This is a genomic window from Actinomadura violacea, from assembly GCF_017573465.1.
In the GTDB taxonomy this organism is placed as follows: Bacteria; Actinomycetota; Actinomycetes; order Streptosporangiales; family Streptosporangiaceae; genus Spirillospora; species Spirillospora violacea.
This window is the reverse complement of the sequence record NZ_JAGEPF010000013.1, coordinates 188,235-211,261: the sequence shown is the minus strand read 5'-3', so window position 1 is coordinate 211,261 and position 23,027 is coordinate 188,235. Positions and strand designations below refer to the sequence as shown.

Here is a 23,027-nt window from a genome sequence, read left to right as displayed (position 1 = left end):
CCTGGGCTGGGGATCAGCTCGGGTCGGCGGGCCCGCGCGGGGCCGGGGGAACGATCGGGGCGTGGCCGCCGGACGGGCCGCCGTCGGCGTCCTCCACCGGCCGCGGCGCCTTCGCCGGCGGCGGGACCTGCGGGCCCGGGGCGGCGGCCGGGGCGTCCGGCTCCGGCTTCTTCATCGACGGCGCCGGCGCGGTCACCGGCTTGGCCGGGGCGGGCTTGGGCGCGGCGGCCGGGGCGGGCTGCCCCGCGACCGGCTGGCCCGCGACCGGCTGGCCGGCGGCCGGCTGCTTGCGCGGCGGCGACTGCCGGACGGCGTCCTCGACCATCTTCTCCAGCGGGCCCGCCTCGTTCTCGGCGGTCAGCAGCCGGTGCAGGGTCTCGCTGATCTCGGTGAGCCGCTGCAGCGCCTGCGTGTGGTTCTTGGTCAGCGCGGTGAGCCGCTGGGTGGCGCCCTCGTTGATCACGCCGGCGCGGCGCTCGGACGCGGTGAGGGTGCGCTCGGCCTCCAGCCGGGCGCTCGTCACCGTCTGCTCCGCCTCCTGCTTGGCGCCCGACAGCACGCTGTCGGACTCCTTCTTGGCGGCGGCCAGCATGTGGTCGGCCTTCTCCTGCGCCTGGGAGAGGTTCTTGTCGGCGTGCGCGCGGGCCTCGTCGATGATGCGCTTGGACTCCTGCTCGGCGTCCTGGCGGATCTCGGTGCCCTTGGCCTCGGCCTCGGCGACCTTGTCCTGGGCCTCGTCCTCGGCCAGGTTGATGATCTGGCGGAGCCGGTCGCTCAGGTCGTCGCCGGTGGGCTTGCGGGCCTCCCGCACCTCGGCCATCTCGCGGCGGACGCGCTCGGCGTCGTCCTGCGCGCGGGCGAGCCGGGCCTCGAGCTCGCGGTGCTTTTGCTGGGCGCGGGCGATGTAGTCGTCGACCTGGCGGCGGTTGTAGCCGCGCATGACGATCTCGAAGGACTCGTCTTGAAGGAGGTTCGGCAGGATTTCGGCTTCGTTGCTCATGATGCCTTGGGGGGTCGTTGGCGGGGGTATCACCCCGTCAGGGTCGGTTTGCGAATCCTCACCCGCCGGTCAGCGGGCCCACAGCAGAAACGTCAGCATCGACTCTCGTGCGATCCGCCCCGATCGCGCAACCGGAACGCCCTTCTCGCTGCCGTTTCTTCACTGGCTGGAGCCGACAAACTACCCAATTTCCCAAAAAAACGCCCCCACCTGCGCCCCCGTGTCGCACATCCGCGCCCTGCTCGGCACCGGGCAGGGGGCGAGAGGCGGAGAGAGGGGGACGGCTTAGCATCGGGCGCATGAGCTATGTGGGGTCGCTGGGTGAGGAAGAGCCGACGATCCACGCCGAGGCGTGGGTGGCGCCCGGGGCGGTGGTGGTCGGACGCGTGACGCTCGGCCGGGCGTCCAGCGTCTGGTACGGCTCCGTGCTGCGCGGCGACGACGAGGAGATCGTCGTCGGCGACGAGTGCAACATCCAGGACCTCAGCTGCCTGCACGCCGACCCCGGCATGCCCGCCGTCCTGGAGGACCGGGTCAGCCTCGGGCACAAGGCGATGGTGCACGGCGCGCACGTCGAGACGGGCTCGCTGATCGGCATCGGCGCCATCGTGCTGAACGGCGCGCGGATCGGCGCGGGCACGCTCATCGCGGCGGGCGCGCTGGTGCCGCCCGGCAAGCAGATCCCGGCGGGCGTCCTGGTCGCGGGCACGCCCGGCAAGATCGTCCGGGAGCTGAACGAGAACGACCGGCTCGTCCTGCAGCACACGCCGGACGTCTACATGCAGAAGGCCGGGCGCCACCGGCAAGCCTCCTGGCGCTGATCCGCACGCGCCTGACCTGGGGAGACGGGGCACCGGGCGAAACGGGGGGCGTTCCCGGGCGCTCCGTCTGACTACCATGACCCCCGTGGTGTGGGGACCGGGCTATGGCAATGCTCCGCCGCCCAGCCCCCAAATGGGGCAGGATCCGTTCACGGAGGCCGAGCGCGACACGAGGGCGATGGTGGCCGCCCAATGGTGGCCGTCGGCGCCTCCTCAGCAGCGCCATCACGCCATCGCCGGACGCATGCTCGTCCTGCCCGACGGGACGTGGTGGCTGTTCGGGGCGTGGGCCCGGTGGTACCGGCTGCACCCCTCGGACGGGCAGTGGTACCTGTGCCCGCCGCCGCGGACGCCCGCGGTGCGGATGGCTGCGCGGCCCGCGCAGCAGGGCGGGATGCAGGTCCCGCAGCTGCCGCCGCACGTGATCCCGGCCGGCCCCGACTTCTCCTATGACCCGCCCGCGTCGCTGCCGTTCGTCGGCCACGGGTTCGCGAGCGAGCTGACGGCCCGGGTCCGCGCGACGGTGGAGTCCGCGGCGGCGCTGTCCGCGCCGGAGTACCCGCACTGGTGGTCGCAGTTCACGCAGGAGACGCCGTCGACGGTGGCGGTCGCGTGGGGCGTGATGATGTGGTGCGCGTCCGCGCCGGTGTTCGACGCCCGGCTGGACGCGCAGATGCTCGACCTGTGGAAGCCGTACCGGGCCAGGCCGCTGCCGGACGTGGACGGCCCGCGCTGGCTGACCCCGCCCGCGCTGGAGACGCTGGTCGGGCTGTACTCCGAGCGGCTGCGGGCCAGCCGGGTGGACGCGGCGGTCGTCGTCCTGCGGACGATGTGGGCGGTCGCGAGCGCGCTGCGCGACGACCCGCGGTTCCAGATCCGGGCGGACGCGCTGCTCGCCATCCTCGGGACGACGCTGAGCAACCCGACGGTGGACTACGGGGCGCTCCCCTACGGGGACCAGGCGATCGTCCAGCAGTGGCTGACGCGGTGCCCGCCGCACCTGGTGCCGGCGCTGCGGAACGAGAGCTCGCCGGGCGACAACTTCCGGCACGCGTTCTACACGCTGAGCGAGGCCATCGGAGGCCTGCCGGGCGATTCCGCGGACCCGGCGTACACCGAGCCGCGGATGGTGGCGGCGGCGCTGCTGGCCGCCGACCTGGACGTCGTCCGCAAGGACATGGCGGGCTCGATCGTCCCGTGGCTGGACCCGGAGATCCGGTACACGGTGCAGGCGGTCGCGGAGCAGAAGGGGCATCCGCTGCGCCGGCTGTGGCCGGTCGACCTGCGGCTGCCGGACCCGCTGCGGGCGGCCGGCTCGGGCGAGGGCGCGGAGACGCTGCTCGCCGCGATGTACGAGCTGGACCTCGCGTGGTGCCGGCTCGGCGGGATGCCGGCGCGGCCCCGCGGCTTCCCGGTGCCCACCGCGCTCGTCGCGGGGATCATCGGGCGGAGCCGGGCGCGCGCGACGGCCGCCGCGCCGACGCAGACGCCGCCCCCGAACCCGTCGCCCCCCGGCCCGTCGCCGTCGCCGCCGTTCGGCATGCAGAGCCAGCCGGGCGTGGCGCCCGGGTCGCCGCCGCAGCCGGCGGAGCCGCAGGGCCCGGCGCAGCCGTTCGTCCAGCCGCCCGCCCAGCCCGGGTGGGAGAACGCGCCCGGGCCGGCGGGGCAGCAGCCGCCGGCGGCGGGGTTCGCGTCGCCGGATCCGGGGATGGGCGGGTACTCGCCCGCCGAGGAGGACGCCGCCGCCGGGAGCGCGGCGCCGCCGTACACCGAACTCGGCTTCCAGCAGTCCGCGCCCAAGCCCGTGCCGAGCGGCCAGGGGCAGGCCGCCTTCGGCATGCAGGCCGCCCCGCCGTCCGGTCAGGGCGCGCCGGGAGCGGGCTACCCGGGCGGGTCCGAGCAGCCTCCGTTCGCCGCCGGTCAGCCGGCGGCCGGTGCGCCGTACCCGGGCGGGTCTGAGCAGCCTCCGTTCGCCGCCGGTCAGCCGGCGGCCGGTGCGCCGTACTCGGGCGGGCCGGAACAGCCTCCGTATGCCGCCGGCCAGCCGCCGGCGCCGTATCCGGGGGGCGGGCAGCAGCCCTTCGCCGCGCAGGACCAGGAGGCGACGTCGCCCGACGCCGAGCAGTATCGGGGCGGCGGGTTCTCCCCGGAGGAGGACAAGCACGACGAGCCGATCGTGCCGCCCTACACGCAGCTCGGCTACGAGCGCCCCGGCGCCGGGCCTCCCGCGCAGGGCATGCCGCCGGGCGCGGGCGTACCCCCGGCCGCCCACGCCTCACCGGGCGTGCCGAACCCGCAGGAACCCGCGAACCCGCCGGGCGCGCAGAGCCCCCAGGGGCCGCCCGGCCCGCAAGGGGCGCCCGGTTTCGACCCGTACGCGACGCGGACCGAGGACGACGGGGCGCAGCCCTACGCGACGCGGTTCGAGGGCGCCGGGGGCCCGCCGGTGCCTCCGCCCCCGCAGAACGCGCAGCCGCCCGGGACGCGGATCCTGGGCCCCGAGGACATGGCGGACGGTCCCGCGCCGGGGCCGCCGCCCGGTCCGGGGACTCGGATCATGTCCGAGACGATGGTCGGCGACTTCGACTTCCTGGACGACACGCCGTCGCCGGAGCGGCCCGTCCACGAGATCCCGCCGCCGCAGGACCTCGGCCGCCGGCCGACCCTCGAGCGGTTCGGCATCGGGTTCGTGTCCGGCGAGCACGACGCGGGCGAGCTGCTGGACGAGCTGCGCGCGCAGGTCCAGGAGTGGAACTCGCCGGCCGGCGAGGACGCGGAGGCGACCCGGGTGGACGGCCGTCCGGGGTCGTCGCCGACGGGCGTGCCGGGGGTGCTGCTGGTCGGCGGCCCGCACACCGGGCAGCGCCGGCTGGCGCGGCTGATCGCGCTGACGCTGGCGGACGCGGGCCTCGGCGACGGGGCGATCCGGGCGCACGACGCCGACGACGTCCGGGACGCGCCGGTGGACGCCGTGGAGCGGATCCTGCGGCAGCCGGGTCCGGCGATCCTGTTCGAGCGGCTGGACGTGGCGATCAGGGCCGCGCAGGACCCGGTGGCGGTGACCGGCGCGGTGCGGCGGGCGCGCCGCGACCCGGTGAACACGACGCCGCTGATCGCGACGTGCGAGCCGCGCGCGTACAAGGAGCTGCTGAGGGAGCACCCGAAGCTGGTGCAGGCGTTCCGGGTGCACCGGCTGCCGGACTTCGGCGGGCTGGACAACCGGATGACGCTGCTGCACCTGCTGGCGGACGAGCGGCGCGTCACGATCGGGGCGTCGGCGCTGGAGGTCGCGCAGGAGGACCTGGAGCGGCTGCGCGGCCCGGGCGACCTGGTGAACGCGCGGCTCGTCGAGGCGTACCTGGACCAGGCGAGCCAGCGGAACATGGCGCGGGCGGGCGCGTCGCACGACCGGCTCGTGCTGACGCCGGACGACCTGCACGGCGTCGCGGAGGGCATCGAGCCGGCGCTGCGGCCGCCCGGCGACATCGACGGCTACCTGCACCGGCTGGACGGGCTGACCGGCCTGGAGGACGTCAAGGCGGTCGTCCGGGAGCTGGCGGACGAGGCGGAGCAGTCGGCGGACCGGGTCCGGTACGGCGTGGCGGACCGCGTGCACCACCACCTGGTGTTCACGGGCCCGCCGGGGACGGGCAAGACGACGGTGGCGGGACTCGTCGGCGGGATCTACGCGGCGCTCGGCCTGCTGGAGTCGGGGCACGTGGTGGCGTGCCGTCCGGTGCATCTGGCGGGCCGCGACCAGCCGGACACCGAGAGCCGGGTCGCCGGGATGATCGACCAGGCCCTCGGCGGCGTCCTGCTGATCCAGGAGGCCAACCTGCTGGACCGCAGCCCGGCCGTGGTGAACGAGCTGCTGCGCGGCATGCGGGAGCGCGGCGGGCGGTTCATGGTGGTCTGCTCCAGCCCGGCGGCGGAGATGGAGGGGTTCCTCACGGGCAGCCCCGCGTTCCGCGCCGAGTTCGGGCGGATCGTGGAGTTCCACGGGATCAGCGACCGGGAGATGGTCCAGCTGTTCCAGAAGTACGCCGAGCGCGACCTGTACATGCTGGACGAGGAGCTGCGCGTCGAGCTGCTCACCCGCTTCGAGCGCATGCGGCAGGACCCGTCGTTCGCCTACGCCAGGACGGTCCGGGCGCTGTTCGAGCAGACGGTCGCGCGGCAGGCGGCGCGCCTGGCGGGTGCGGACGTGAACGCGGCGACGGTGGCCCGGCTCACCGCCCGCGACCTGCCTGAGACGGCGCTGGAGCAGATGCTCGGCGACTTCCACCGGGGCGGCTGACGGCGCCCGCGGCGTCCGCCGCGCGCGCCGTCCGGGACCCCTCCCGCGTGGCCGGGCGCATCATGCCCGCCTGACCCGGGAAGACCACGGGTGCAGGTGGCCCTCGAATGGCCCTCTTGGGTCATGTGCCCGTCGGGGCGGGACGCGTAGCCTCGACTTGGGTGTGGGGAACGAACGGAGGTGGACGCGGTGCGCCAGCAGAACCTCGATCTGCGCGTCCACGACCGCGTTGCGCTGGACGAGATCGAACTCTATGCCGAGATGCTCAGTGCGGTGGCGGCGGCGGAGCGGCCGCTCACCATCGCGGAAATCGACATGGTGCTCGGGGTGCGTTCCGGCGAGGCCGGTCGTCGCGAGCTGACGCCGCAGGATTAGCCGAGATCCGATCCGCCCGGGGACGTCCGCCACGGACGTCCCCGGTTCACGTTCCGGGGCGGCCGCGACCGCCGGGCGCCTGCCAGGCCTCACCGCTGATCGCGGTCACGCGATGCCCGCAGCTGATCGCCGGGGCGCTGTAACGAATCTCACTCACGCGCGTCGTCACTCTCCGTACGGCCGTTCCTCCGCCCCTGAGCCTAGGCGCAGCCGCCCCGATTGGCGTAGCCGCAGGGGTATGTACCTGGTGATCTAGGGCAATCTTGTAGGTGAGAGGATGGGGGACACCGGTCGAAGCTGGGGCAAAGGTTCTTTTTACGGCCGGTAGCGCCTACGATCCTCTCCGGACTGTTCCGGCACTTCAGGAGAACGACGTGCGCTTGCGTCTCACGCCGCGTGAGGACAGCTTCTACGACATGTTCGCCGACTCGGCGAACAACCTGGTCACCGGCGCCAGGCTGCTCGTGGAGCTCATCAGCGACGGCGCCGACCGGGCAGCGATCGCGGAGAAGATGCGCGCCTGCGAACACGCGGGCGACGAATGCACTCACGCGATCATGCGACGGCTGAACGAAACGTTCATCACCCCGTTCGACCGCGAGGACATCTACCGGCTGGCCTCCACCATCGACGACGTGATGGACGAGATGGAGGAGGCAGCCGACCTCGTCGTCCTCTACAAGATCGACGAGTTCCCGAAGGGGATCGTGCACATGGTGGAGGTGCTGGAGCGTGCCGCCGAGCTGACCGCGGAGGCCATGCCCCGGCTGCGCTCCATGAAGGAGCTCAGCGAGTACTGGATCGAGATCAACCGGCTCGAGAACCAGGGCGACCAGGTGTACCGCAAGCTGCTCGCGCAGCTGTTCAGCGGCGAGTACGACACCCTGGACGTGCTGAAGCTCAAGCAGGTCATCGACTGCCTGGAAGAGGCCGCGGACGCGTTCGAGCACGTCGCGAACACGGTCGAGACCATCGCGGTCAAGGAATCATGAGCGCAGGCGAGGACCCGGGCTCGACGCTCGTCCGGGACCCGTCGGCGGACGCCGCCCCCACCATCGGTGAGCAGGCGACGCGCCGCGTGAGCGGCCGCGCCTGGCTGCTGCTGCTCGCCGGGATCGTCCTGGTGATGATCGCGGGGGCGCTCGGGCTGCGGTCCGACGCGCAGATGGCCGTGCTCGTCCTGGTCATCGTGGTGTCGCTGGTGTTCGACTACACCAACGGCTTCCACGACGCCGCCAACGCCATCGCCACGGCGGTGTCCACGCGCGCGCTGACGCCGCGGGTGGCGCTCGGCATGGCCGCGGTGATGAACATGCTGGGCGCGCTGCTCGGCGTGCAGGTCGCCAAGACCATCAGCGAGGTCATCACCCCGCCGTCCGGCCTGCACGGCCTCACCGTCATCGCCGCCGGCGTCCTCGGCGCGATCACCTGGAACCTGATCACCTGGTACTTCGGGCTGCCGTCCTCGTCCTCGCACGCGCTGATCGGCGGCGTCGTCGGGGCCGGGCTGGCCTCGTCGTCCTTCGTGAACTGGCACAGCGTGGTCGACAAGGTCGTCGTGCCGATGGTGGTGTCGCCGGTCGTCGGGTTCGTCCTGGCCTACCTGGCGATGGTCGCGATCCTGTGGATCTTCCGGCGGGCGCAGCCGAGCCGGGTGGTGCGGCGGTTCCGCATCGCGCAGACGCTGTCCGCGGCGTCCCTCGCGCTCGGCCACGGCCTGCAGGACGCGCAGAAGACGATGGGCGTCATCGTCCTCGCGCTGGTCACCACCGGGCACGCCAGCGGGAACTCGGTGCCGCTGTGGGTGATCGTGTCGTGCGCGGGCGCGCTGTCGCTCGGCACGTACGCGGGCGGCTGGCGGATCATGCGGACGCTGGGCCGCAAGGTGATCGAGGTGGACCCGCCGAAGGGGTTCGCCGCGGAAGCGACCGCCTCGATCGTGCTGTACGTGACCGCCTACTTCTGGCACGCTCCAATCTCGACCACGCACACGATCACTTCGGCGATCATGGGCGCGGGCGCCACCAAGCGGCTCTCCGCGGTCCGCTGGGGCATGGCCGGCAACATCGTCATGGCCTGGGTCCTCACCCTGCCCGCCGCCGCGATCGTCGCCGCCGTCGTGTACTGGGCCGTGCACTTCTGGGCTTGATTTTCCCAGGGGGGACGACCCCCCTGGAACCCCCCCGTCACGGTCGACAGGCTGTTTCGCGCTCCGCTAGCGCTCCGCGCGAAACAGCCTGTCGACCGGCGGGTAGGCCCGCTGCGCTCGCTGCACTCGCTCCGCGGGCCTACCCGTGGCCGTGTTTTCCCAGGGGGGGCGACCCCCTGGAACCCCCGTCACGACGAACAACGCGTTTCCCGCTCCGCTGGCGCTCCGCGGGAAACGCGTTGTTCGTCGTCGGGTAGGCCCGCTGCGCTCGCTGCACTCGCTCCGCGGGCCTACCCGTGGCCGTGGCTGAGGTCCGGCCTTCCGGTCCGGTGTTCAGCCGGGCCTTCCGTTCCTTGGGCGGGTCTTACTTGCCGGTGATTCGGGTCAGGGGTGGGGGGCTGATCGTGCCTTGGGCGGTCAGGTAGGTGACGAAGCCGTCCAGGTCTATGGGGCCGAGGACCTGGTCCTTGCCCTGCGTGAACGTTGTGAAGCCGTCGCCGCCGCCTAGCAGGAAGTTGTTGGCGGCGACCTTGTAGGTCGCGGCGGGGTCCACGGCGGTGCCGTCCACGGTGATGCCGGAGACGCGGTCGCCGACGGGCTTGGAGCGGTCGATGGTGAAGTGCAGGTTCGCCGACGGCTGCAGGATCTTCTCGCCTGCGGACGTCCACTGCTGCTCCAGCAGCGCGTCGAGCTGCGCGCCGGTCAGCGACGTCACGCCGAGCACGTTGCTGAACGGCTGGACGGCGAACGCCTCGCCATAGGTGACGACGCCGTCGCCCTCGGAGCCGCTCGCCTTGTAGGTCAGGTCGGTCCGGACGCCGCCGGGGTTCATCAGCGCGAGCTGCGCGCCCTTGTCCTTCATCGCGGCGAGCTGGGAGTCGGCGATGACGTCGCCGAGCGCGGTCTCGCCGCCGGCGGACGGGGCGCGGGTGAGGTCCGCGGTGATCTTGCCGATGGGCTTGTCGGCGATGACGCTGACCCGGTCCTTCCAGGTCTGCACGAACTTCTGCGTCGCCGGGTCGGGCGCGATGTCGCGGGTGACGACGTGGTTGTCCGCCTTCATGGAGGACCGGATGATGTCGTCGGTGCGGCGGTCCACCTTGAGGTCGACCTGGGTGATGATCCGGCCGAAGGAGGAGCCGGACGAGTAGAGCCGCGGCCGGCCGTCCGGGCCCTTCACGGTGCAGACGTACTGCTGGTGGGTGTGGCCGGACAGGACGACGTCGATGTCAGGGTCGGCCTGCTGGGCGATGCGGGTGCCGGCGCCGGGGACGATGCCGCAGTCGTCGGGCCGCTCGCCCGCGTTGACCTGGTCGCCCTCGTGGACGAGCAGGACCATCGCGTGGACGCCGCGCTTGCGCAGCTCCTTGGCGGCCCTGTTCGCGGCGTCGACCTCGTCGTCGAACCGCAGGCCCTTGACGCCGTCGGCGGTGACGATGGTCGGGGTGGTCTTGGTGACGACGCCGATGAAGCCGATCTTGACGCCGTTGATCCGGCGGATCGTCCAGGGCTTGAGGATCGGCTTGTTCTTCTTCTCCAGCAGCACGTTCGCCGCGAGGTAGTCGAACTTGGCGCCCTTCCACTTCCCGGCGGGGGAGCAGCCGTCGACGGGGTGGCAGCCGCCGTTCTGGATGCGGAGCAGCTCCTGGTAGCCCTCGTCGAACTCGTGGTTGCCGACGGCGGACGCGGTGAGCCCCATGTCGTTCATGAACTCGATGGACGGCTCGTCGTGGAAGGCGGCCGAGATCAGCGGGGAGGCGCCGATCAGGTCGCCCTGCGCGACCGTGAGGGTGTCGCGGTCGCGCAGCTGCTTGAGGTGGGCGGCGATGTAGGCGGCGCCGCCGGCGGGGACGGAGTTCCCGTTCTCGTCGATGGCGGTGCCGGAGCTGCCGGCCGGGGGTTCGAGGTTGCCGTGGAAGTCGTTCAGCGCGAGCAGGCGCACGGACGCCGGGGGCTTGGGGTGCGCGGACGCGGGCGCCGCGGCCAGGCCCACGGCCGTGACCCCGGCAGCGGCGCAGGCCAGGAGGGTGCGTCGTCGGATCATGCGCTGGACGCTAGAGAGGCCGGGCATCCGGCGATCGGCGGAGTGATGACGGTTATGTGACAACTTGACCAGGGCGGCGGGCGGTTAGGGTGTGATCATGAGCGAGCTGCGGGGGGACGAGGCCGCGCTGGTCGAGGCGGCCACCGGGGCGGACGGGGTGGCACCGCTGTCGGAGCACGCGCTGCTCGCGCTGCGCGCCGGGCGCGGGGGGCTGGTGGTGCGAGACGGCGGCGCGGTCGCCGGGTACGCGCACTTCGATCCGGCGACGGACGACGAGCCCGCGGCCGGTGAGCTGGTCGTCCATCCGGAGTTCCGGCGGCGCGGGCATGGGCGCGCGCTGCTGCGGGCGCTGCGCGAGAAGGCGGGCGGTCCGCTGCGCGTGTGGGCGCATGGTGATCTGCCCGCCGCGGCGGGGCTCGCCGCGTCCGAGGGCATGGAGCGTGCGCGCGCGCTGTTCCAGATGCGCCGTCCCGCGGAGGGGCCGCTGCCCGAGCCGAAGGTCGCCGAGGGCGTCCGGCTGCGGGCGTTCGAGCCGGGACGCGACGAGGAGGCGTGGCTGCGGGTGAACGGCCGCGCGTTCGCCGACCACCCGGAGCAGGGCGCCTGGACGATCGAGGACGTCCGCGAGCGCGAGGCCGAGGACTGGTTCGACCCGTCGGGCTTCTTCCTGGCCGAGCGCGGCGGTGAGCTCGCCGGGTTCCACTGGACGAAGACGCATCCCGGCGGCATCGGCGAGGTGTACGTGGTCGGGGTCGACCCGGACGCGCAGGGCCTCGGCCTCGGCCGCGCCCTCACCCTCGCCGGCCTGCACCATCTCCGCGACTCCGGGCTCGAGCAGTTCATGCTGTACGTGGACGAGTCGAACACGGCGGCCGTCCGGCTCTACGAGTCGCTCGGCTTCACGCGGTTCGCGGTCGACGTCATGTACGGCATCGGCGAGTGATGTCAAGGAATCGTTGACACGAGGGGTGATGTCAAGGAATCCTTGACATCATGACGTCCACTGCCCGCGCCCTCATCCCCATCGCCGGCCTTCCGGTGGTGGGGGTCCTGCTCGCCTTCCAGGCCGTGTACGACAGCCTCGCGTTGTGGATCGCGTCCATCGTCGCGTCGTTCACGGTCTTCGTCGCGGGCGTGGTTGCGGCGGCCTCCGCGGTGCGCTCGGCCGGGCCCGCCGCGGACGCCGCCCGCCTCGACGAGCTCGAACCGCTGCCCCCGCGCGACGAGGACGGCCGGTGAGCGCGGCCGTCGGCGACGAGCAGGCGGACGCGATCCGCGAGGCGGTCACCGAGGCCGTCCTGTCCGCCTGCGAGCAGGGCCGCAAGGGCCTCGACAGCGACCCGGACGCCCCGCTGCTGATGGTCGCGGCGTCCGCCGTCGCGGCCGAGGAGACCAGCCGGCTGCTGCGGCAGTCGATCACCGGCGCCCGCGCCGCCGGGCACAGCTGGGAGGCGCTCGGCGGGCTGCTCGGCATCAGCCGCCAGGCCGCCCAGCAGCGCTTCGGCGCCGCGGTGGCCGGCGCGAAGGGCGCCGTCCCGGACGGCGGCCCGGCGCACCGGGTGCTCCGTCCGCTGCACGCCTTCAACGAGATGGAGGCGCTGGAGGAGGAGGGCCGACGCGGCTGGCACTCCGTCGACTACGGCTACCTCTTCCACCTCGTCGAGGCCTCGCCGGACAAGTGGGAGCACCGGCGGCTGTGGTGGCCGTCGCGCCGCCGCAGGCGCGCCCTGGAGGAGCGGGGCTGGGAGCAGATCGTCCCGTCCGACTTCGACTCGCCGTGGGCCTACTACAAGCGCCGCCTGGACGAGCCCGCCGACCCGCGGTGACCCGGGACGCCGGCCCGTCCGGCGCTCCCCGGCGGCGGGCCGCCGCAAACCCGGATGACCGTCTCCGTACGGGCTTTTGGCATGCCTGAGCTGCGCTGTTAACCCAGCGGCCACGCCAAATCGGGACATTCTTCGCAATAGAGCTTGGCCTCGTTCATTCTCCGTTCACCTGGATCGGGGCGTCCGGTCACCTCGCCTGCCTACCGTCGCTTCCGACGGCGACCCCACCACCTGGTCAAACCGTGCCAAAGCGGCGGTCGGGGGACCCGCCCGACGAATCCAAGAGGAGACCTCCCGGTGAAGAACGGTTCTCGGCTCGCCGCCCTCGGCGGTGTGGTCGTCGCTGGTGCGCTGGCCCTGTCCGCCTGCGGCAGCGACGACAACAACTCCGGCGGCACCACTGGCGCCACGAGCGCCGCGGCCGCCAACATCGACTGCGCGAAGGGCGCGATCAACGCGGCCGGGTCGAGCGCGCAGAAGAACGCGATCGAGGAGTGGACGAAGGTCTACACGAGCAAGTGCTCGGGCGCCAACATCAACTACAACCCGAGCGGCTCCGGCGCGGGCATCCAGGCGTTCACCTCCGGCCAGGTCGCCTTCGCCGGCTCCGACTCGGCGCTCAAGCCCGAGGAGCACGGCCCCGCCGACGCCCGCTGCAAGACCGGCAAGGCCATCGACCTGCCGATGGTGCCCGGCCCGATCGCGGTCGTCTACAAGCTGAACGGCGTGGACGGCCTGCAGCTGTCGCCGAAGACGCTGGCCGGCATCTTCGCCGGCAAGATCACCAAGTGGAACGACCCGGCGATCGCGAAGGAGAACGGCGGCGCCAAGCTGCCGTCCTCGGCGATCAAGACGCTGCACCGCTCGGACGACTCCGGCACCAGCGACAACTTCACCAAGTACCTGAAGGCCACCGCCCCCGACGTGTGGTCGTTCGAGCCCGGCAAGAAGTGGGTCGCCCCCGGCGGCCAGGGCCTCAAGGGCTCCGACGGCATCTCCACCGCCCTGAAGCAGACCGAGGGCTCGATCTCCTACGTCGAGCTGTCGTTCGCCAGCAACAACAGCCTGCAGACGGCGAAGCTGCAGAACGGCGCCGGCGAGTACACCGAGATCAGCCCGGAGAGCGCCTCCAAGGCCGTCCAGGGCGCGCAGATCGTCGGCACCGGCAACGACCTCAGCCTGAAGCTGGACTACAACACCAAGGTCGCGGGCGCCTACCCGCTCGTCCTGGTGACCTACGAGATCGCCTGTGAGAAGGGGCTGCCGACCGAGCAGGCCGCCTTCGTCAAGTCCTTCCTCACCTACATCTCCAGCACCGAGGGCCAGCAGTCGCTGACCGCCCAGGGCTACGCCCCGCTGCCCGACAACATCGCCACCAAGGTGCGCGAGACGGTCAAGGGCCTGTCCTGACCGTCGAGGACTCCGGCACCAGCCACAGCCCCGCCGCCGGCGATGCCGGCGGCGGGGCCGCCGCACGTCTCAGCGGCCCGGACGCGGGCCGCGAGGAGGGAGACACCGTGACGAGCGAAACCCCCGCCGCCCTGGCCAAGGCGGCGGAGCGTCCCCGGCCCGCGCTCTCGATGAGCACCGGCCGCGCCGGGGACCGGATCTTCGCCGGGCTGAGCCGCGGCTCCGGCCTGGTGATCCTGGCGATCATGGCGGCGATCGCCGTCTTCCTGGTGTGGAAGGCGATCCCCGCGCTCCAGGACGACAAGGCGAACTTCCTCACCTCGCAGGAGTGGAACCCCGACGGGGCCCCCGCGAAGTTCGGCATCGCCCAGCTCGTCTTCGGCACGCTGATGACCTCGGTGCTGGCGCTCGTCATGGCGGTGCCGGTCGCGGTCGGCATCGCGCTGTTCATCACCTACTACGCGCCCCGCCGGCTCGCCGGCGTGATGGCCTACCTGGTCGACCTGCTGGCCGCCGTGCCCAGCATCGTCTACGGCCTGTGGGGCCTGAACTTCCTGGTCACGAAGATGACCGGGGTGTCGGGGTTCCTCAACTCCTACTTCGGCTGGATCCCGCTGTTCGGCGGCAGCGAGACCGGCGGCCGGACGATCCTCACCGCCGCCATCGTCCTCGCGATCATGATCCTGCCGATCATCTCCGCGATCACCCGCGAGGTGTTCGTGCAGGTCCCGCACGCGCACGTGGAGGCGGCGCTCGCGCTCGGCGCGACCCGCTGGGAGATGATCCGGATGTCGGTGCTGCCGTTCGGCCGGTCCGGGATGGTGTCGGCGGCGATGCTCGGCCTCGGCCGCGCCCTCGGCGAGACGATCGCGGTCGCGATGGTGCTGTCCACCACGGCCGGCATCGACTGGCACATCCTCAAGGACGGCGGCAACACGTTCGCGGCGAACATCGCCAACACCTTCGCCATGTCCGGGCCGACGGGGCGCAGCGCGCTGATCGCGTCCGGCCTCGTCCTGTTCGTCATCACCCTGCTCGTCAACGTGGGCGCCCGCGCGGTCGTGGCCCGCCGCAAGGAGTTCTCGTGACCTCCCTCTCCACGAAGTCGTCGTCGCTCTCCTCGGTGTCGGCGGGACGCAAGGCCAAGGACCGCGCCGCGAAGGTGTTCGTCTACGCGGCGTTCGCGCTCGCGATCATCCCGCTGGTGTCGGTGCTGTGGACGGTGATCTCCAACGGCGCCAAGCGGTTCGACGGCGTGTTCCTCACGCACTCGATGAACGGCCTGGCCAGCAAGGACGCCGGCGGCGGCGCCTACCACGCCATCATCGGCACGCTGGAGCAGGTCGGGCTGACCGCGCTGATCTCCGTCCCGCTCGGCGTGCTCACCGCGATCTACCTGGTGGAGTACGCGCGGGGCGGGCGGCTCGGCCGCACCATCAGCTTCTTCGTCGACGTCATGACCGGCATCCCGTCGATCGTGTCCGGCCTGTTCGTGCTCGCGTTCTGGCTGCTCGCGCTCGGCATGGACTTCTCCGGCTTCGCGGGCGCGCTGTCGCTGACGATCCTGATGCTGCCGACCGTCGTCCGCGCCACCGAGGAGATGCTGAAGCTCGTCCCCGGCGACCTCAAGGAGGCCGCGTACGCGCTCGGCGTGCCGCGCTGGCGCACGATCATGTTCGTGGTGCTGCCGACGGCACTGCCAGGGATCGTGTCCGGCGTCATGCTCGCCGTCGCGCGGGTGATGGGCGAGACCGCCCCGCTGCTGCTGACGATCTTCATCACGAAGGCGATCAACACCGACCCGTTCAGCGGCGCGCAGGGCTCGCTGCCCACCTTCATCTGGGACCAGTCCACCGACCCCAACGCCAACGCGGTCGACCGCGCCTGGGCCGGGGCGCTGGTGCTGATCCTGCTCATCATGCTGCTCAACCTCGCCGCCCGCCTCGTCGCGTGGCTGCGCAGGCCGTCCGCCCGATAGCCCGATAGGAGAAGACCCCACAATGGCGAAGCGGATCGAAGTGTCCGGGCTGCACGCCTACTACGGCGGCACCCACGCCATCGAGGACATCTCGATGACGATCGAGCCGCGCTCGGTGACGGCGTTCATCGGCCCGTCGGGCTGCGGCAAGTCCACGTTCCTGCGCACCCTGAACCGGATGCACGAGGTGATCCCGGGCGCGCGCGTCGAGGGCAAGGTGATGCTGGACGACGAGGACCTGTACGACTCGTCGGTCGACCCCGTCGCGGTGCGGCGCGTCGTCGGCATGGTGTTCCAGCGGCCCAACCCGTTCCCGACCATGTCGATCTACGACAACGTCGCGGCCGGGCTGAAGCTGAACGGGGTGCGCGGCAAGCGCCGGCTCGACGAGATCGTCGAGGAGTCGCTGCGCGGCGCGAACCTGTGGAACGAGGTCAAGGACCGCCTCGGCAAGCCCGGCGCGGGCCTGTCCGGCGGCCAGCAGCAGCGGCTGTGCATCGCCCGCGCGATCGCCGTCCAGCCGCAGGTGCTGCTGATGGACGAGCCGTGCTCGGCGCTCGACCCGATCTCCACGCTCGCGATCGAGGACCTGATCGGCAAGCTGAAGAGCCAGTACACGATCGTCATCGTCACCCACAACATGCAGCAGGCCGCGCGCGTCAGCGACCGGACGGCGTTCTTCAACATCGCCGGCACCGGCAAGCCCGGCAAGCTCATCGAGATCGACGACACCAGCAAGATCTTCACGAACCCCGAGCAGAAGGGCACGGAGGATTACATCACCGGCCGCTTCGGCTAACCTGCCGCGGTGGACGGTGATCGTGCGTTCCTCTGGGGGCGGCTGCTGGGCGGCTCCCTGTGCGCGGTGCTCGCCGGCTCCCTTGCGGCGTGCTCCGGGGACGGTCACCGTGGCGGGACGGTGGTGCAGGCGGACCGGGCGCACTGCGGGCGCGGCTGGAGCGACCCGCGCGCCGGGACGCGGACGCTGCTGGTCCACAACGGCGACAGCGCCGCCACCGAGGTCGACCTGATCGACCCGTCCAGCGGGGCGATCTACGCCGAGCTGGAAGGGGTCGGGCCGGGGACGACGCGCGAGATGCGGGTGACGCTCGGCGGCGGGACGTACGCGTTCTGGTGCTTCCCGGAGGGCGGGCATCCCGTCACGGGTCCGAAGGTGACGGTGGACGGCCCGGCGGGCGGTCCGGCGGTCCGGCCCGTCACGCAGAACGACCTCTTCCCGGCGTTGCGGTCCTATCGTGCGTACGTGACCAAGGGGCTCGGCGTCCTGCGGGACCGGGTGGACGCGCTGCGCGACGCCGTCCGTTCGGGCGACCTGGACGCGGCGCGCGACAAGTGGCTGCCCGCGCACCTGGCCTACGAGCGGCTCGGCGCCGCGTACGGCACGTTCGGCGACTACGCCGGCAAGATCGACGGACGTCCGGCGGGCCTGCCGGACGGCGTCCGCGATCCCGGCTTCACCGGGTTCCGGCGCGTCGAGCACGGCCTGTGGCACGGGGAGTCCGCGTCGTCGCTGCGCAAGCCCGCCGACCGGCTCGCCGACGACGTCCGGGCGCTGATCGCCGACTTCCCGCGCGAGCAGATCGACCCCTCGGACCTCGGGCTGCGGGCGCACGAGATCCTGGAGAACACGGTGCAGTTCGAGCTGACCGGCAAGGGCGACCAGGGCAGCGGGACGGCCCTCGCGACCGCGGCCGCGAACCTCGAAGGGACCCGCGCGGTGCTCGACCCGATGCGTCCCGTGCTGACACCGCGGATGGACCTCAGCGGCATCGACGGCGGCCTCGACCGGACGTCCGAGCTGCTGGACGCGCAGCACCGGCACGGGAAGTGGACGCCGCTGGACGAGCTGAGCACCACCGACCGCGAGCGCATCAACGGCGCCGTCGGTGACCTGGTCGAACGGCTCGCGTCGGTCGCCACGGTCGCCGCGGTGAGGAGGACGTCGTGACCGGCCCGGGGCGGCGTTCGTTCCTGCGCGGCGCGCTCGCGGCGGGCGTCGCGGGCGCGGTGACCGCCGGCAGCGCCGCCGCCGCTGACAGGGACCCGGAGAGCCCATCGCCGAAGGCTCCGCCGTTCCACGGCGTCCACCAGGCCGGGATCCTGGAGGAGCCCCAGGCCCGCTCGATCGTCGTCGCGTTCGACGTGATCGCCGAGAACAAGGCCGAGCTCACCGACCTGATGCGCGCCCTCACCGACCGGGCGCGCGTGCTGACCAGTGGCGGCGTCCCCGCCGAACCGGGCATCAGCGCGCCGCCGCCCGACTCCGGCATCCTCGGCCCGGACGCCCCCGCCGGCGGCCTCACCGTCACCGCCGGCGTCGGCGCGTCGCTGTTCGACGACCGGTTCGGGCTCGCGTCCCGGCGGCCGAAGCGGCTCACCTCGATGCGGACGTTCCCCAACGACGACCTCGACCCCGCCTGGTGCCACGGCGACCTCGCCCTCACCCTCGGCGCCGCCGACGAGGACACCGTCCTGCACGCCCTCCGCGACCTGTGCCGCCACACCCGGGGCGGCATGCAGATCCGCTGGCGGATCAGCGGGTTCGCCAACCGGCCCCGCCCGTCCGGCACGCCCCGCAACCTGATGGGCTTCAAGGACGGCATCGCCAACCCCGACGTCGCCCGCGCCGCCGAGATGGACCGGCTCGTCTGGGCCGGACGCGACGAGCCCGCCTGGACGTCCGGCGGAACGTACCAGGTCATCCGGCTGATCCGGATGCTCGTCGAGTTCTGGGACCGGGTCGGCCTGCCCGAGCAGGAGCAGATGTTCGGCCGCAGCCGCGACACCGGCGCGCCCCTCGACGGCGTCCACGAGACCGACGCGCCCCGCTACGCCGCCGACCCCGTCGGCAAGGTCATCCCGCTGACCAGCCACATCCGGCGCGCCAACCCCCGCGTCCCGGACACCGACGCCAGCCGCATCCTGCGCCGGTCCTGCAACTACGACCGGGGCGTCGACGGCGCCGGGAACCTCGACATGGGCCTCGTCTTCGGCTGCTTCCAGCAGGATCCGCACCGCCAGTTCGAGGCCGTGCAGGAGCGCCTCGCCGACGAGCCCCTCACCGACTACATATCACCGTTCGGCGGCGGTTACTTCTTCGTTCTTCCCGGCGTCAGAGATCGGGTAGATCATCTCGGCCGGGGGTTGCTCCAGTAGGCGCGCGGCGCGCCTGCAAAGCCCCTCACCAGAGGAGGAAGACATGCGGGAGACACCAGGTCCAAGAGAACCGGCCGGAACCGGACGCCGCCGCGGCGCCCGCCGCCGGCCCGCACTGATCGCCGCCGCGGCCGTCACCGCGGGGCTCGCCGGCCTCGCCGCCGCCTGCGGATCCGCCGGCGCGCCCACCGGAGTCGCGGCCCGGGCCGGCGGCGCCGGCCACGGGCCCGGCGCGCCCGCGCGCACACCGATCCGGCACGTCGTCGTCATCTACGGGGAGAACATCTCCTTCGACCACTACTTCGGCACGTACCCGCACGCCGCCAACACCGACGGGACGCCGTTCCACCCCGCCAAGCACACGCCGAAGGTCGACGGCCTCACCAAGAAGCTCCTGAAGCACAACCCGAACCAGTACGACCCGAAGCGGCTGACCCCGTCGCAGGCCCTCACCTGCGACCAGGACCACGGCTACGGCGCCGAGCAGAAGGCCGTCAACGGCGGCAAGATGGACAAGTTCGTCGAGTTCACCGGCAAGGACAAGTGCACCGGCCAGCCGATCCTGTTCGGCGAGCCCGGCCTCGTCATGGACTACTTCGACGGCAACACCGTCACCGGCATGTGGAACTACGCCCAGCACTACGCCATGAGCGACAACTCGTGGGACGGGACGTTCGGGCCGTCCACCCCCGGCGCCATCAACCTGATCTCCGGGCAGACCCACGGCGTCTACGCCGTCGACCCGAAGACCCACGAGAAGGTCACCGACGCCTACACCGTCCAGTCCCCGGACGCCGACGGCATCGGCACGATGATCAACGACCCGGACCCGGCGTTCGACGACTGCTCCGGCAACAACCACACCTCGACGAACGCCCTCGCCGTCATGACCGGCAAGAACGTCGGCGACCTGCTGAACGAGAAGAAGGTCACCTGGGGCTGGTTCGAGGGCGGTTTCCGCCCCACCGGCAAGGCCAACGGCTACGCCGTCTGCGGCTCCGCCCACGCCAACATCGGCAAGAACCAGGTCGTCGACTACAGCCCGCACCACGAGCCGTTCCAGTACTACAAGTCCACGGCGAACGAGAAGCACCTGCCGCCGTCGTCCGTCCAGGCCATCGGCCGCACCGACCAGGCCAACCACCAGTACGACCTGACGGACTTCGACGCCGCGCTCAACGCCCGGAACCTGCCGGCCGTCAGCTTCCTCAAGGCGCCGTCCTACCAGGACGGCCACGCCGGCTACTCCGACCCGATCGACGAGCAGAAGTTCGTCACCGGCACCATCAACAAGCTGCAGAAGTCGCCGGAGTGGAAGTCCACCGCCGTCGTCCTCGCCTATGACGACTCCGACGGCTGGTACGACCACGTCGCCCCGCGCGTCACCAACGGCTCCGCCGACCCCGCCGTCGACCAGCCGCTGTGCACGGGCGTCGAGGCGATGGGCGGCTACAAGGACCGCTGCGGCCCGAGCCAGCGCCTGCCGATGCTGGTGGTCTCGCCCTACGCGAAGGTCAACCACGTCGACCACCGGCCGGTCGAGCAGGCGTCCGTGCTGCGCTTCATCGAGGACAACTGGGGCACCGGCCGCCTCGGCGACGCCTCCCTCGACGGCCGCGCGGGCAGCATCGAGGGCATGTTCGACTTCCGCCACCCCAAGGCCAAACAGGTCATCCTCGACCCCGACACGGGAGCGGTAGTCAGTAAGAACTGACGTGTTTGCCCAGGGGGGCGACCCCCTGGAACCCCCGTTGCGACGGACGAGGCGTTTCCCCGCTCCGCTGGCGCTCCGCGGCGAAACGCCTCGTCCGTCGTCGGGCAGGCCCGCTCCGCTCGCTGCACTCGCTCCGCGTGCCTGCCCGTGAGACGGGCTGAGCTTCAACCCGCAGGAACCGTCGTCAGCAGGCGCTGAACGAAAAACCCCCGCCGGGGCTCATGCCTTGGCGGGGGTTCTTTCTTCGGCTTCGCCGGGGCGGTGGTCGGGGACGAAGCGGTAGCCGACGTTGCGGACGGTGCCGATCAGGGACTCGTACTCGGCGCCGAGCTTGGCGCGCAGGCGCCGGACGTGGACGTCCACGGTCCGGGTGCCGCCGAAGTAGTCGTAGCCCCACACCTCCTGCAGCAGCTGGGCGCGGGTGAAGACTCGGCCCGGGTGCTGCGCGAGGTACTTGAGCAGCTCGAACTCCTTGAAGGTGAGGTCCAGGATCCGGCCGCGCAGCCGCGCGGTGTAGGTGGCCTCGTCGATGGTCAGCTCGCCGCTGCGGATCTCGCCGGGCACCTCGTCGGCGTCGGCGACCGCGGCGGCGCGGCCGAGCGCGAGCCGCAGCCGCGCCTCGACCTCGGCGGGCCCGGCGGTCTGCAGCAGCATGTCGTCCAGGCCCCATTCGGAGCTGAGCGCGGCGAGGCCGCCCTCGGTCACGATGCCCAGCAGCGGGCAGTCCAGTCCGGTGGTGCGCAGCAGCCGGCACAGGCTCTTGGCCTGGACGAGGTCGCGCCGGGCGTCGACCAGCACGACGTCGGCGGGCGGCGCGTCGATCAGCGCGGACGCCTCGGCGGGCGCGACCCGCACCGAGTGCAGCAGCAGCCCGAGCGCGGGCAGGATCTCGTCGGACGGCTCCAGCGCGTTGGTCAGCAAGAGCAAGCTGCTCAAGTGCCCGCCTCCTCGTCCATAAAAAGACGTAGGACCCAGGCGGCCCACCCCCGAGCCCGGCCACGGCCACGGCTCGGAGACGAGGCGGCCATGAAGGGTGTTGCGGATGAACTCCATGGCCTCGTCGCCCGGATCCCTCGTCATGAGCTTATACGAGGCCCCGCCGGTGGCAATGGGCGCATGTCCGGCGGGCATGAGATCGTGGGAGCGTGGCCAGAGGGACGATGCGGTACTGGGCCGCGGCGAAGGCGGCGGCGGGGACGCACGAGGAGCCTTACGACGCGGGCACGCTGGCGGAGGCGATCGAGGCGGCGCTGGGGCGCGCGGGGCGCGGCGCGGACTTCGCGCGGGTCGTCGGGCGCAGCTCGTTCCTGATCGACGGGGACCCGGTGGGCGCCCGCCCGCACGGGTCGGTGGAGCTGCCGGAGGGCGGCGTGGTGGAGGTGCTCCCGCCCTTCGCGGGCGGCTGATCTCCCGGGGTGACGCCGGGGTGCGGCGATCTCATTCCGCAGTGCGACTCGACCAGGGCGTTCCGGGCAATAAGGTGTGGCGATCGCGCGTGCCGCCGCCCGAGGGAGAGAGATGCGCAAAGCACTGCTGGCATTGCTGATCGTGGTCGCCGTGGGCCTCGTCGTCGCCGACCGGGTCGGGGTCCGGGTCGCGCAGAACCGGATCGGGCAGCAGGTCGCCGCGCAGTACAACCTGCCGCAGCAGCCGGACGTCACGATCCACGGCATCCCGTTCCTGACGCAGGTGGTCGGCGGCTCCTACGACCACATCACCGTCGACATCGGCGACTGGACGGAGCAGGGCGTCACCGTCTCCGGCGTCAAGGTGGACATGCGCGGGCTGAACGCGCCGCTCTCGGACGTGATCAACGGCGACACCTCGAACATGACGGCCGACACCGCGACGGCCTCTGCGATCGTCCCCTACGACGTGATCAAGAAGGAGGCGCCGAAGGAGGTCAAGAGCATCGCGCCGAAGGGGAACGACCTCGCGGTCGACCTGACCGGGACCGTCCTCGGGTTCCAGGTGAACGGCAGCGCGGTGGTCTCGGTGAAGGCGACCTCCAAGGGCATCGCGATCACGCCGGAGTCGGTGGGCACGAACGGCGCGGCGCAGCTGCCGCTGACGCTGGTCCGGCAGCAGCTGACCTGGATCGTCCCGGTGCGGGACCTGCCGGTGGGGTCGCGGATCAGCGAGATCCAGCCGACCCCCGAGGGGCTGCGGGTCGCGGCGACCGCCCACAACGTCAACCTGAACGATCTTCAGCAGCAGAAATAGCCGCGGCCGCGGT

General features: G+C 72.2%; 20 protein-coding genes. 17 read left to right on the top strand and 3 right to left on the bottom strand.

All coding sequences use genetic code 11. From position 1 onward, the window contains the following. Positions 1 to 13: 13 nt before the first annotated feature. Positions 14 to 1,000 (bottom strand): DivIVA domain-containing protein, encoded by a 987-nt coding sequence (locus tag J4709_RS22095; protein WP_208243679.1) that lies wholly within the window; start codon positions 998 to 1,000, stop codon positions 14 to 16. 299 nt (positions 1,001 to 1,299) lie between these two features. Here J4709_RS22095 and J4709_RS22090 point away from each other — a divergent pair, with 299 nt between their 5' ends. The 5 genes from J4709_RS22090 to J4709_RS22070 all read left to right on the top strand — a co-directional run bounded on the left by J4709_RS22090 (position 1,300) and on the right by J4709_RS22070 (position 8,642). Then, positions 1,300 to 1,821 (top strand): gamma carbonic anhydrase family protein, encoded by a 522-nt coding sequence (locus tag J4709_RS22090; RefSeq protein ID WP_208243678.1) that lies wholly within the window; start codon positions 1,300 to 1,302, stop codon positions 1,819 to 1,821. 133 nt (positions 1,822 to 1,954) lie between these two features. Further along, positions 1,955 to 6,118, top strand: coding sequence for an AAA family ATPase (locus J4709_RS22085; protein ID WP_208243677.1), 4,164 nt, complete (start codon positions 1,955 to 1,957; stop codon positions 6,116 to 6,118). Between the two features lie 180 nt (positions 6,119 to 6,298). Next, positions 6,299 to 6,493 carry a hypothetical protein gene (locus J4709_RS22080; protein WP_232383912.1) on the top strand — a complete coding sequence of 65 codons (195 nt, stop codon included), beginning with the start codon at positions 6,299 to 6,301 and terminating at the stop codon, positions 6,491 to 6,493. Positions 6,494 to 6,867: 374 nt separating this feature from the next. Further along, a complete protein-coding gene (locus tag J4709_RS22075; RefSeq protein WP_151539314.1) occupies positions 6,868 to 7,485 on the top strand; it encodes a DUF47 domain-containing protein in 618 nt (205 codons plus the stop codon). Next, on the top strand, positions 7,482 to 8,642 hold the full coding sequence (locus J4709_RS22070; protein WP_269757364.1) for an inorganic phosphate transporter: 1,161 nt from the start codon (positions 7,482 to 7,484) through the stop codon (positions 8,640 to 8,642). Before J4709_RS22075 ends, J4709_RS22070 begins: the two co-directional genes overlap by 4 nt. A 364-nt stretch (positions 8,643 to 9,006) precedes the next feature. Here the strand turns inward: J4709_RS22070 and J4709_RS22065 are convergent, their stop codons facing one another. Next, positions 9,007 to 10,686 (bottom strand): bifunctional metallophosphatase/5'-nucleotidase, encoded by a 1,680-nt coding sequence (locus J4709_RS22065; protein ID WP_208243676.1) that lies wholly within the window; start codon positions 10,684 to 10,686, stop codon positions 9,007 to 9,009. A 97-nt stretch (positions 10,687 to 10,783) separates the two neighbouring features. Between J4709_RS22065 and mshD the strand changes: the two genes are divergently transcribed. The 10 genes from mshD (at position 10,784) to J4709_RS22015 (ending at position 20,791) form a co-directional block, all read left to right on the top strand. Beyond that, on the top strand, positions 10,784 to 11,629 hold the full coding sequence (gene mshD, locus J4709_RS22060) for a mycothiol synthase (protein ID WP_208243675.1): 846 nt from the start codon (positions 10,784 to 10,786) through the stop codon (positions 11,627 to 11,629). A gap of 50 nt (positions 11,630 to 11,679) precedes the next feature. After that, positions 11,680 to 11,925, top strand: coding sequence for a hypothetical protein (locus J4709_RS22055; protein ID WP_208243674.1), 246 nt, complete (start codon positions 11,680 to 11,682; stop codon positions 11,923 to 11,925). Continuing rightward, on the top strand, positions 11,922 to 12,512 hold the full coding sequence (locus tag J4709_RS22050; RefSeq protein ID WP_208243673.1) for a hypothetical protein: 591 nt from the start codon (positions 11,922 to 11,924) through the stop codon (positions 12,510 to 12,512). The genes J4709_RS22055 and J4709_RS22050 overlap by 4 nt, the downstream gene beginning before the upstream one ends. A 297-nt stretch (positions 12,513 to 12,809) precedes the next feature. Next, positions 12,810 to 13,922 carry a phosphate ABC transporter substrate-binding protein PstS gene (gene pstS / locus J4709_RS22045; RefSeq protein WP_208243672.1) on the top strand — a complete coding sequence of 371 codons (1,113 nt, stop codon included), beginning with the start codon at positions 12,810 to 12,812 and terminating at the stop codon, positions 13,920 to 13,922. Between the two features lie 107 nt (positions 13,923 to 14,029). Then, positions 14,030 to 15,010, top strand: coding sequence for a phosphate ABC transporter permease subunit PstC (gene pstC, locus J4709_RS22040; protein WP_307801424.1), 981 nt, complete (start codon positions 14,030 to 14,032; stop codon positions 15,008 to 15,010). Beyond that, on the top strand, positions 15,007 to 15,900 hold the full coding sequence (gene pstA / locus J4709_RS22035; RefSeq protein WP_208243671.1) for a phosphate ABC transporter permease PstA: 894 nt from the start codon (positions 15,007 to 15,009) through the stop codon (positions 15,898 to 15,900). Before pstC ends, pstA begins: the two co-directional genes overlap by 4 nt. Before the next feature lie 22 nt (positions 15,901 to 15,922). Next, a complete protein-coding gene (gene pstB / locus J4709_RS22030) occupies positions 15,923 to 16,699 on the top strand; it encodes a phosphate ABC transporter ATP-binding protein PstB (protein ID WP_208243670.1) in 777 nt (258 codons plus the stop codon). Positions 16,700 to 16,708: 9 nt separating this feature from the next. After that, the gene (locus tag J4709_RS22025) at positions 16,709 to 17,869 is read left to right on the top strand and encodes an EfeM/EfeO family lipoprotein (RefSeq protein WP_208243669.1); all 1,161 of its coding nucleotides are present in this window, start codon (positions 16,709 to 16,711) and stop codon (positions 17,867 to 17,869) included. Next, positions 17,866 to 19,077 (top strand): iron uptake transporter deferrochelatase/peroxidase subunit, encoded by a 1,212-nt coding sequence (gene efeB, locus J4709_RS22020; RefSeq protein WP_208243668.1) that lies wholly within the window; start codon positions 17,866 to 17,868, stop codon positions 19,075 to 19,077. The genes J4709_RS22025 and efeB overlap by 4 nt, the downstream gene beginning before the upstream one ends. 43 nt (positions 19,078 to 19,120) lie before the next feature. Further along, on the top strand, positions 19,121 to 20,791 hold the full coding sequence (locus tag J4709_RS22015) for a phospholipase C (protein ID WP_208243667.1): 1,671 nt from the start codon (positions 19,121 to 19,123) through the stop codon (positions 20,789 to 20,791). Between the two features lie 219 nt (positions 20,792 to 21,010). On the opposite strand, the gene J4709_RS22010 is transcribed toward J4709_RS22015, so the two are convergent. Next, positions 21,011 to 21,727, bottom strand: a complete 717-nt coding sequence (locus J4709_RS22010; protein ID WP_208243666.1) for a winged helix-turn-helix transcriptional regulator — start codon at positions 21,725 to 21,727, stop codon at positions 21,011 to 21,013. A gap of 209 nt (positions 21,728 to 21,936) precedes the next feature. On the opposite strand from J4709_RS22010, the gene J4709_RS22005 reads away from it, so the two are divergent. Together J4709_RS22005 and J4709_RS22000 are read left to right on the top strand one after the other, a co-directional pair. Then, the gene (locus J4709_RS22005; protein ID WP_208243665.1) at positions 21,937 to 22,197 is read left to right on the top strand and encodes a ubiquitin family protein; all 261 of its coding nucleotides are present in this window, start codon (positions 21,937 to 21,939) and stop codon (positions 22,195 to 22,197) included. A 112-nt stretch (positions 22,198 to 22,309) separates the two neighbouring features. After that, positions 22,310 to 23,014, top strand: a complete 705-nt coding sequence (locus J4709_RS22000) for an LmeA family phospholipid-binding protein (RefSeq protein WP_208243664.1) — start codon at positions 22,310 to 22,312, stop codon at positions 23,012 to 23,014. The last annotated feature ends 13 nt before the right edge of the window (positions 23,015 to 23,027 follow it).

What these genes read in the sequence shown, in the direction of transcription:
- J4709_RS22095 (WP_208243679.1), bottom strand. Translation starts at nt 1,000, where the DNA reads ATGAGCAACGAAGCCGAAATCCTGCCGAACCTCCTTCAAGACGAGTCC.
- J4709_RS22090 (WP_208243678.1), top strand. Translation starts at nt 1,300, where the DNA reads ATGAGCTATGTGGGGTCGCTGGGTGAGGAAGAGCCGACGATCCACGCC.
- J4709_RS22085 (WP_208243677.1), top strand. Translation starts at nt 1,955, where the DNA reads ATGGGGCAGGATCCGTTCACGGAGGCCGAGCGCGACACGAGGGCGATG.
- J4709_RS22070 (WP_269757364.1), top strand. Translation starts at nt 7,482, where the DNA reads ATGAGCGCAGGCGAGGACCCGGGCTCGACGCTCGTCCGGGACCCGTCG.
- J4709_RS22065 (WP_208243676.1), bottom strand. Translation starts at nt 10,686, where the DNA reads ATGATCCGACGACGCACCCTCCTGGCCTGCGCCGCTGCCGGGGTCACG.
- mshD (WP_208243675.1), top strand. Translation starts at nt 10,784, where the DNA reads ATGAGCGAGCTGCGGGGGGACGAGGCCGCGCTGGTCGAGGCGGCCACC.
- J4709_RS22055 (WP_208243674.1), top strand. Translation starts at nt 11,680, where the DNA reads ATGACGTCCACTGCCCGCGCCCTCATCCCCATCGCCGGCCTTCCGGTG.
- pstB (WP_208243670.1), top strand. Translation starts at nt 15,923, where the DNA reads ATGGCGAAGCGGATCGAAGTGTCCGGGCTGCACGCCTACTACGGCGGC.
- J4709_RS22015 (WP_208243667.1), top strand. Translation starts at nt 19,121, where the DNA reads ATGCGGGAGACACCAGGTCCAAGAGAACCGGCCGGAACCGGACGCCGC.
- J4709_RS22000 (WP_208243664.1), top strand. Translation starts at nt 22,310, where the DNA reads ATGCGCAAAGCACTGCTGGCATTGCTGATCGTGGTCGCCGTGGGCCTC.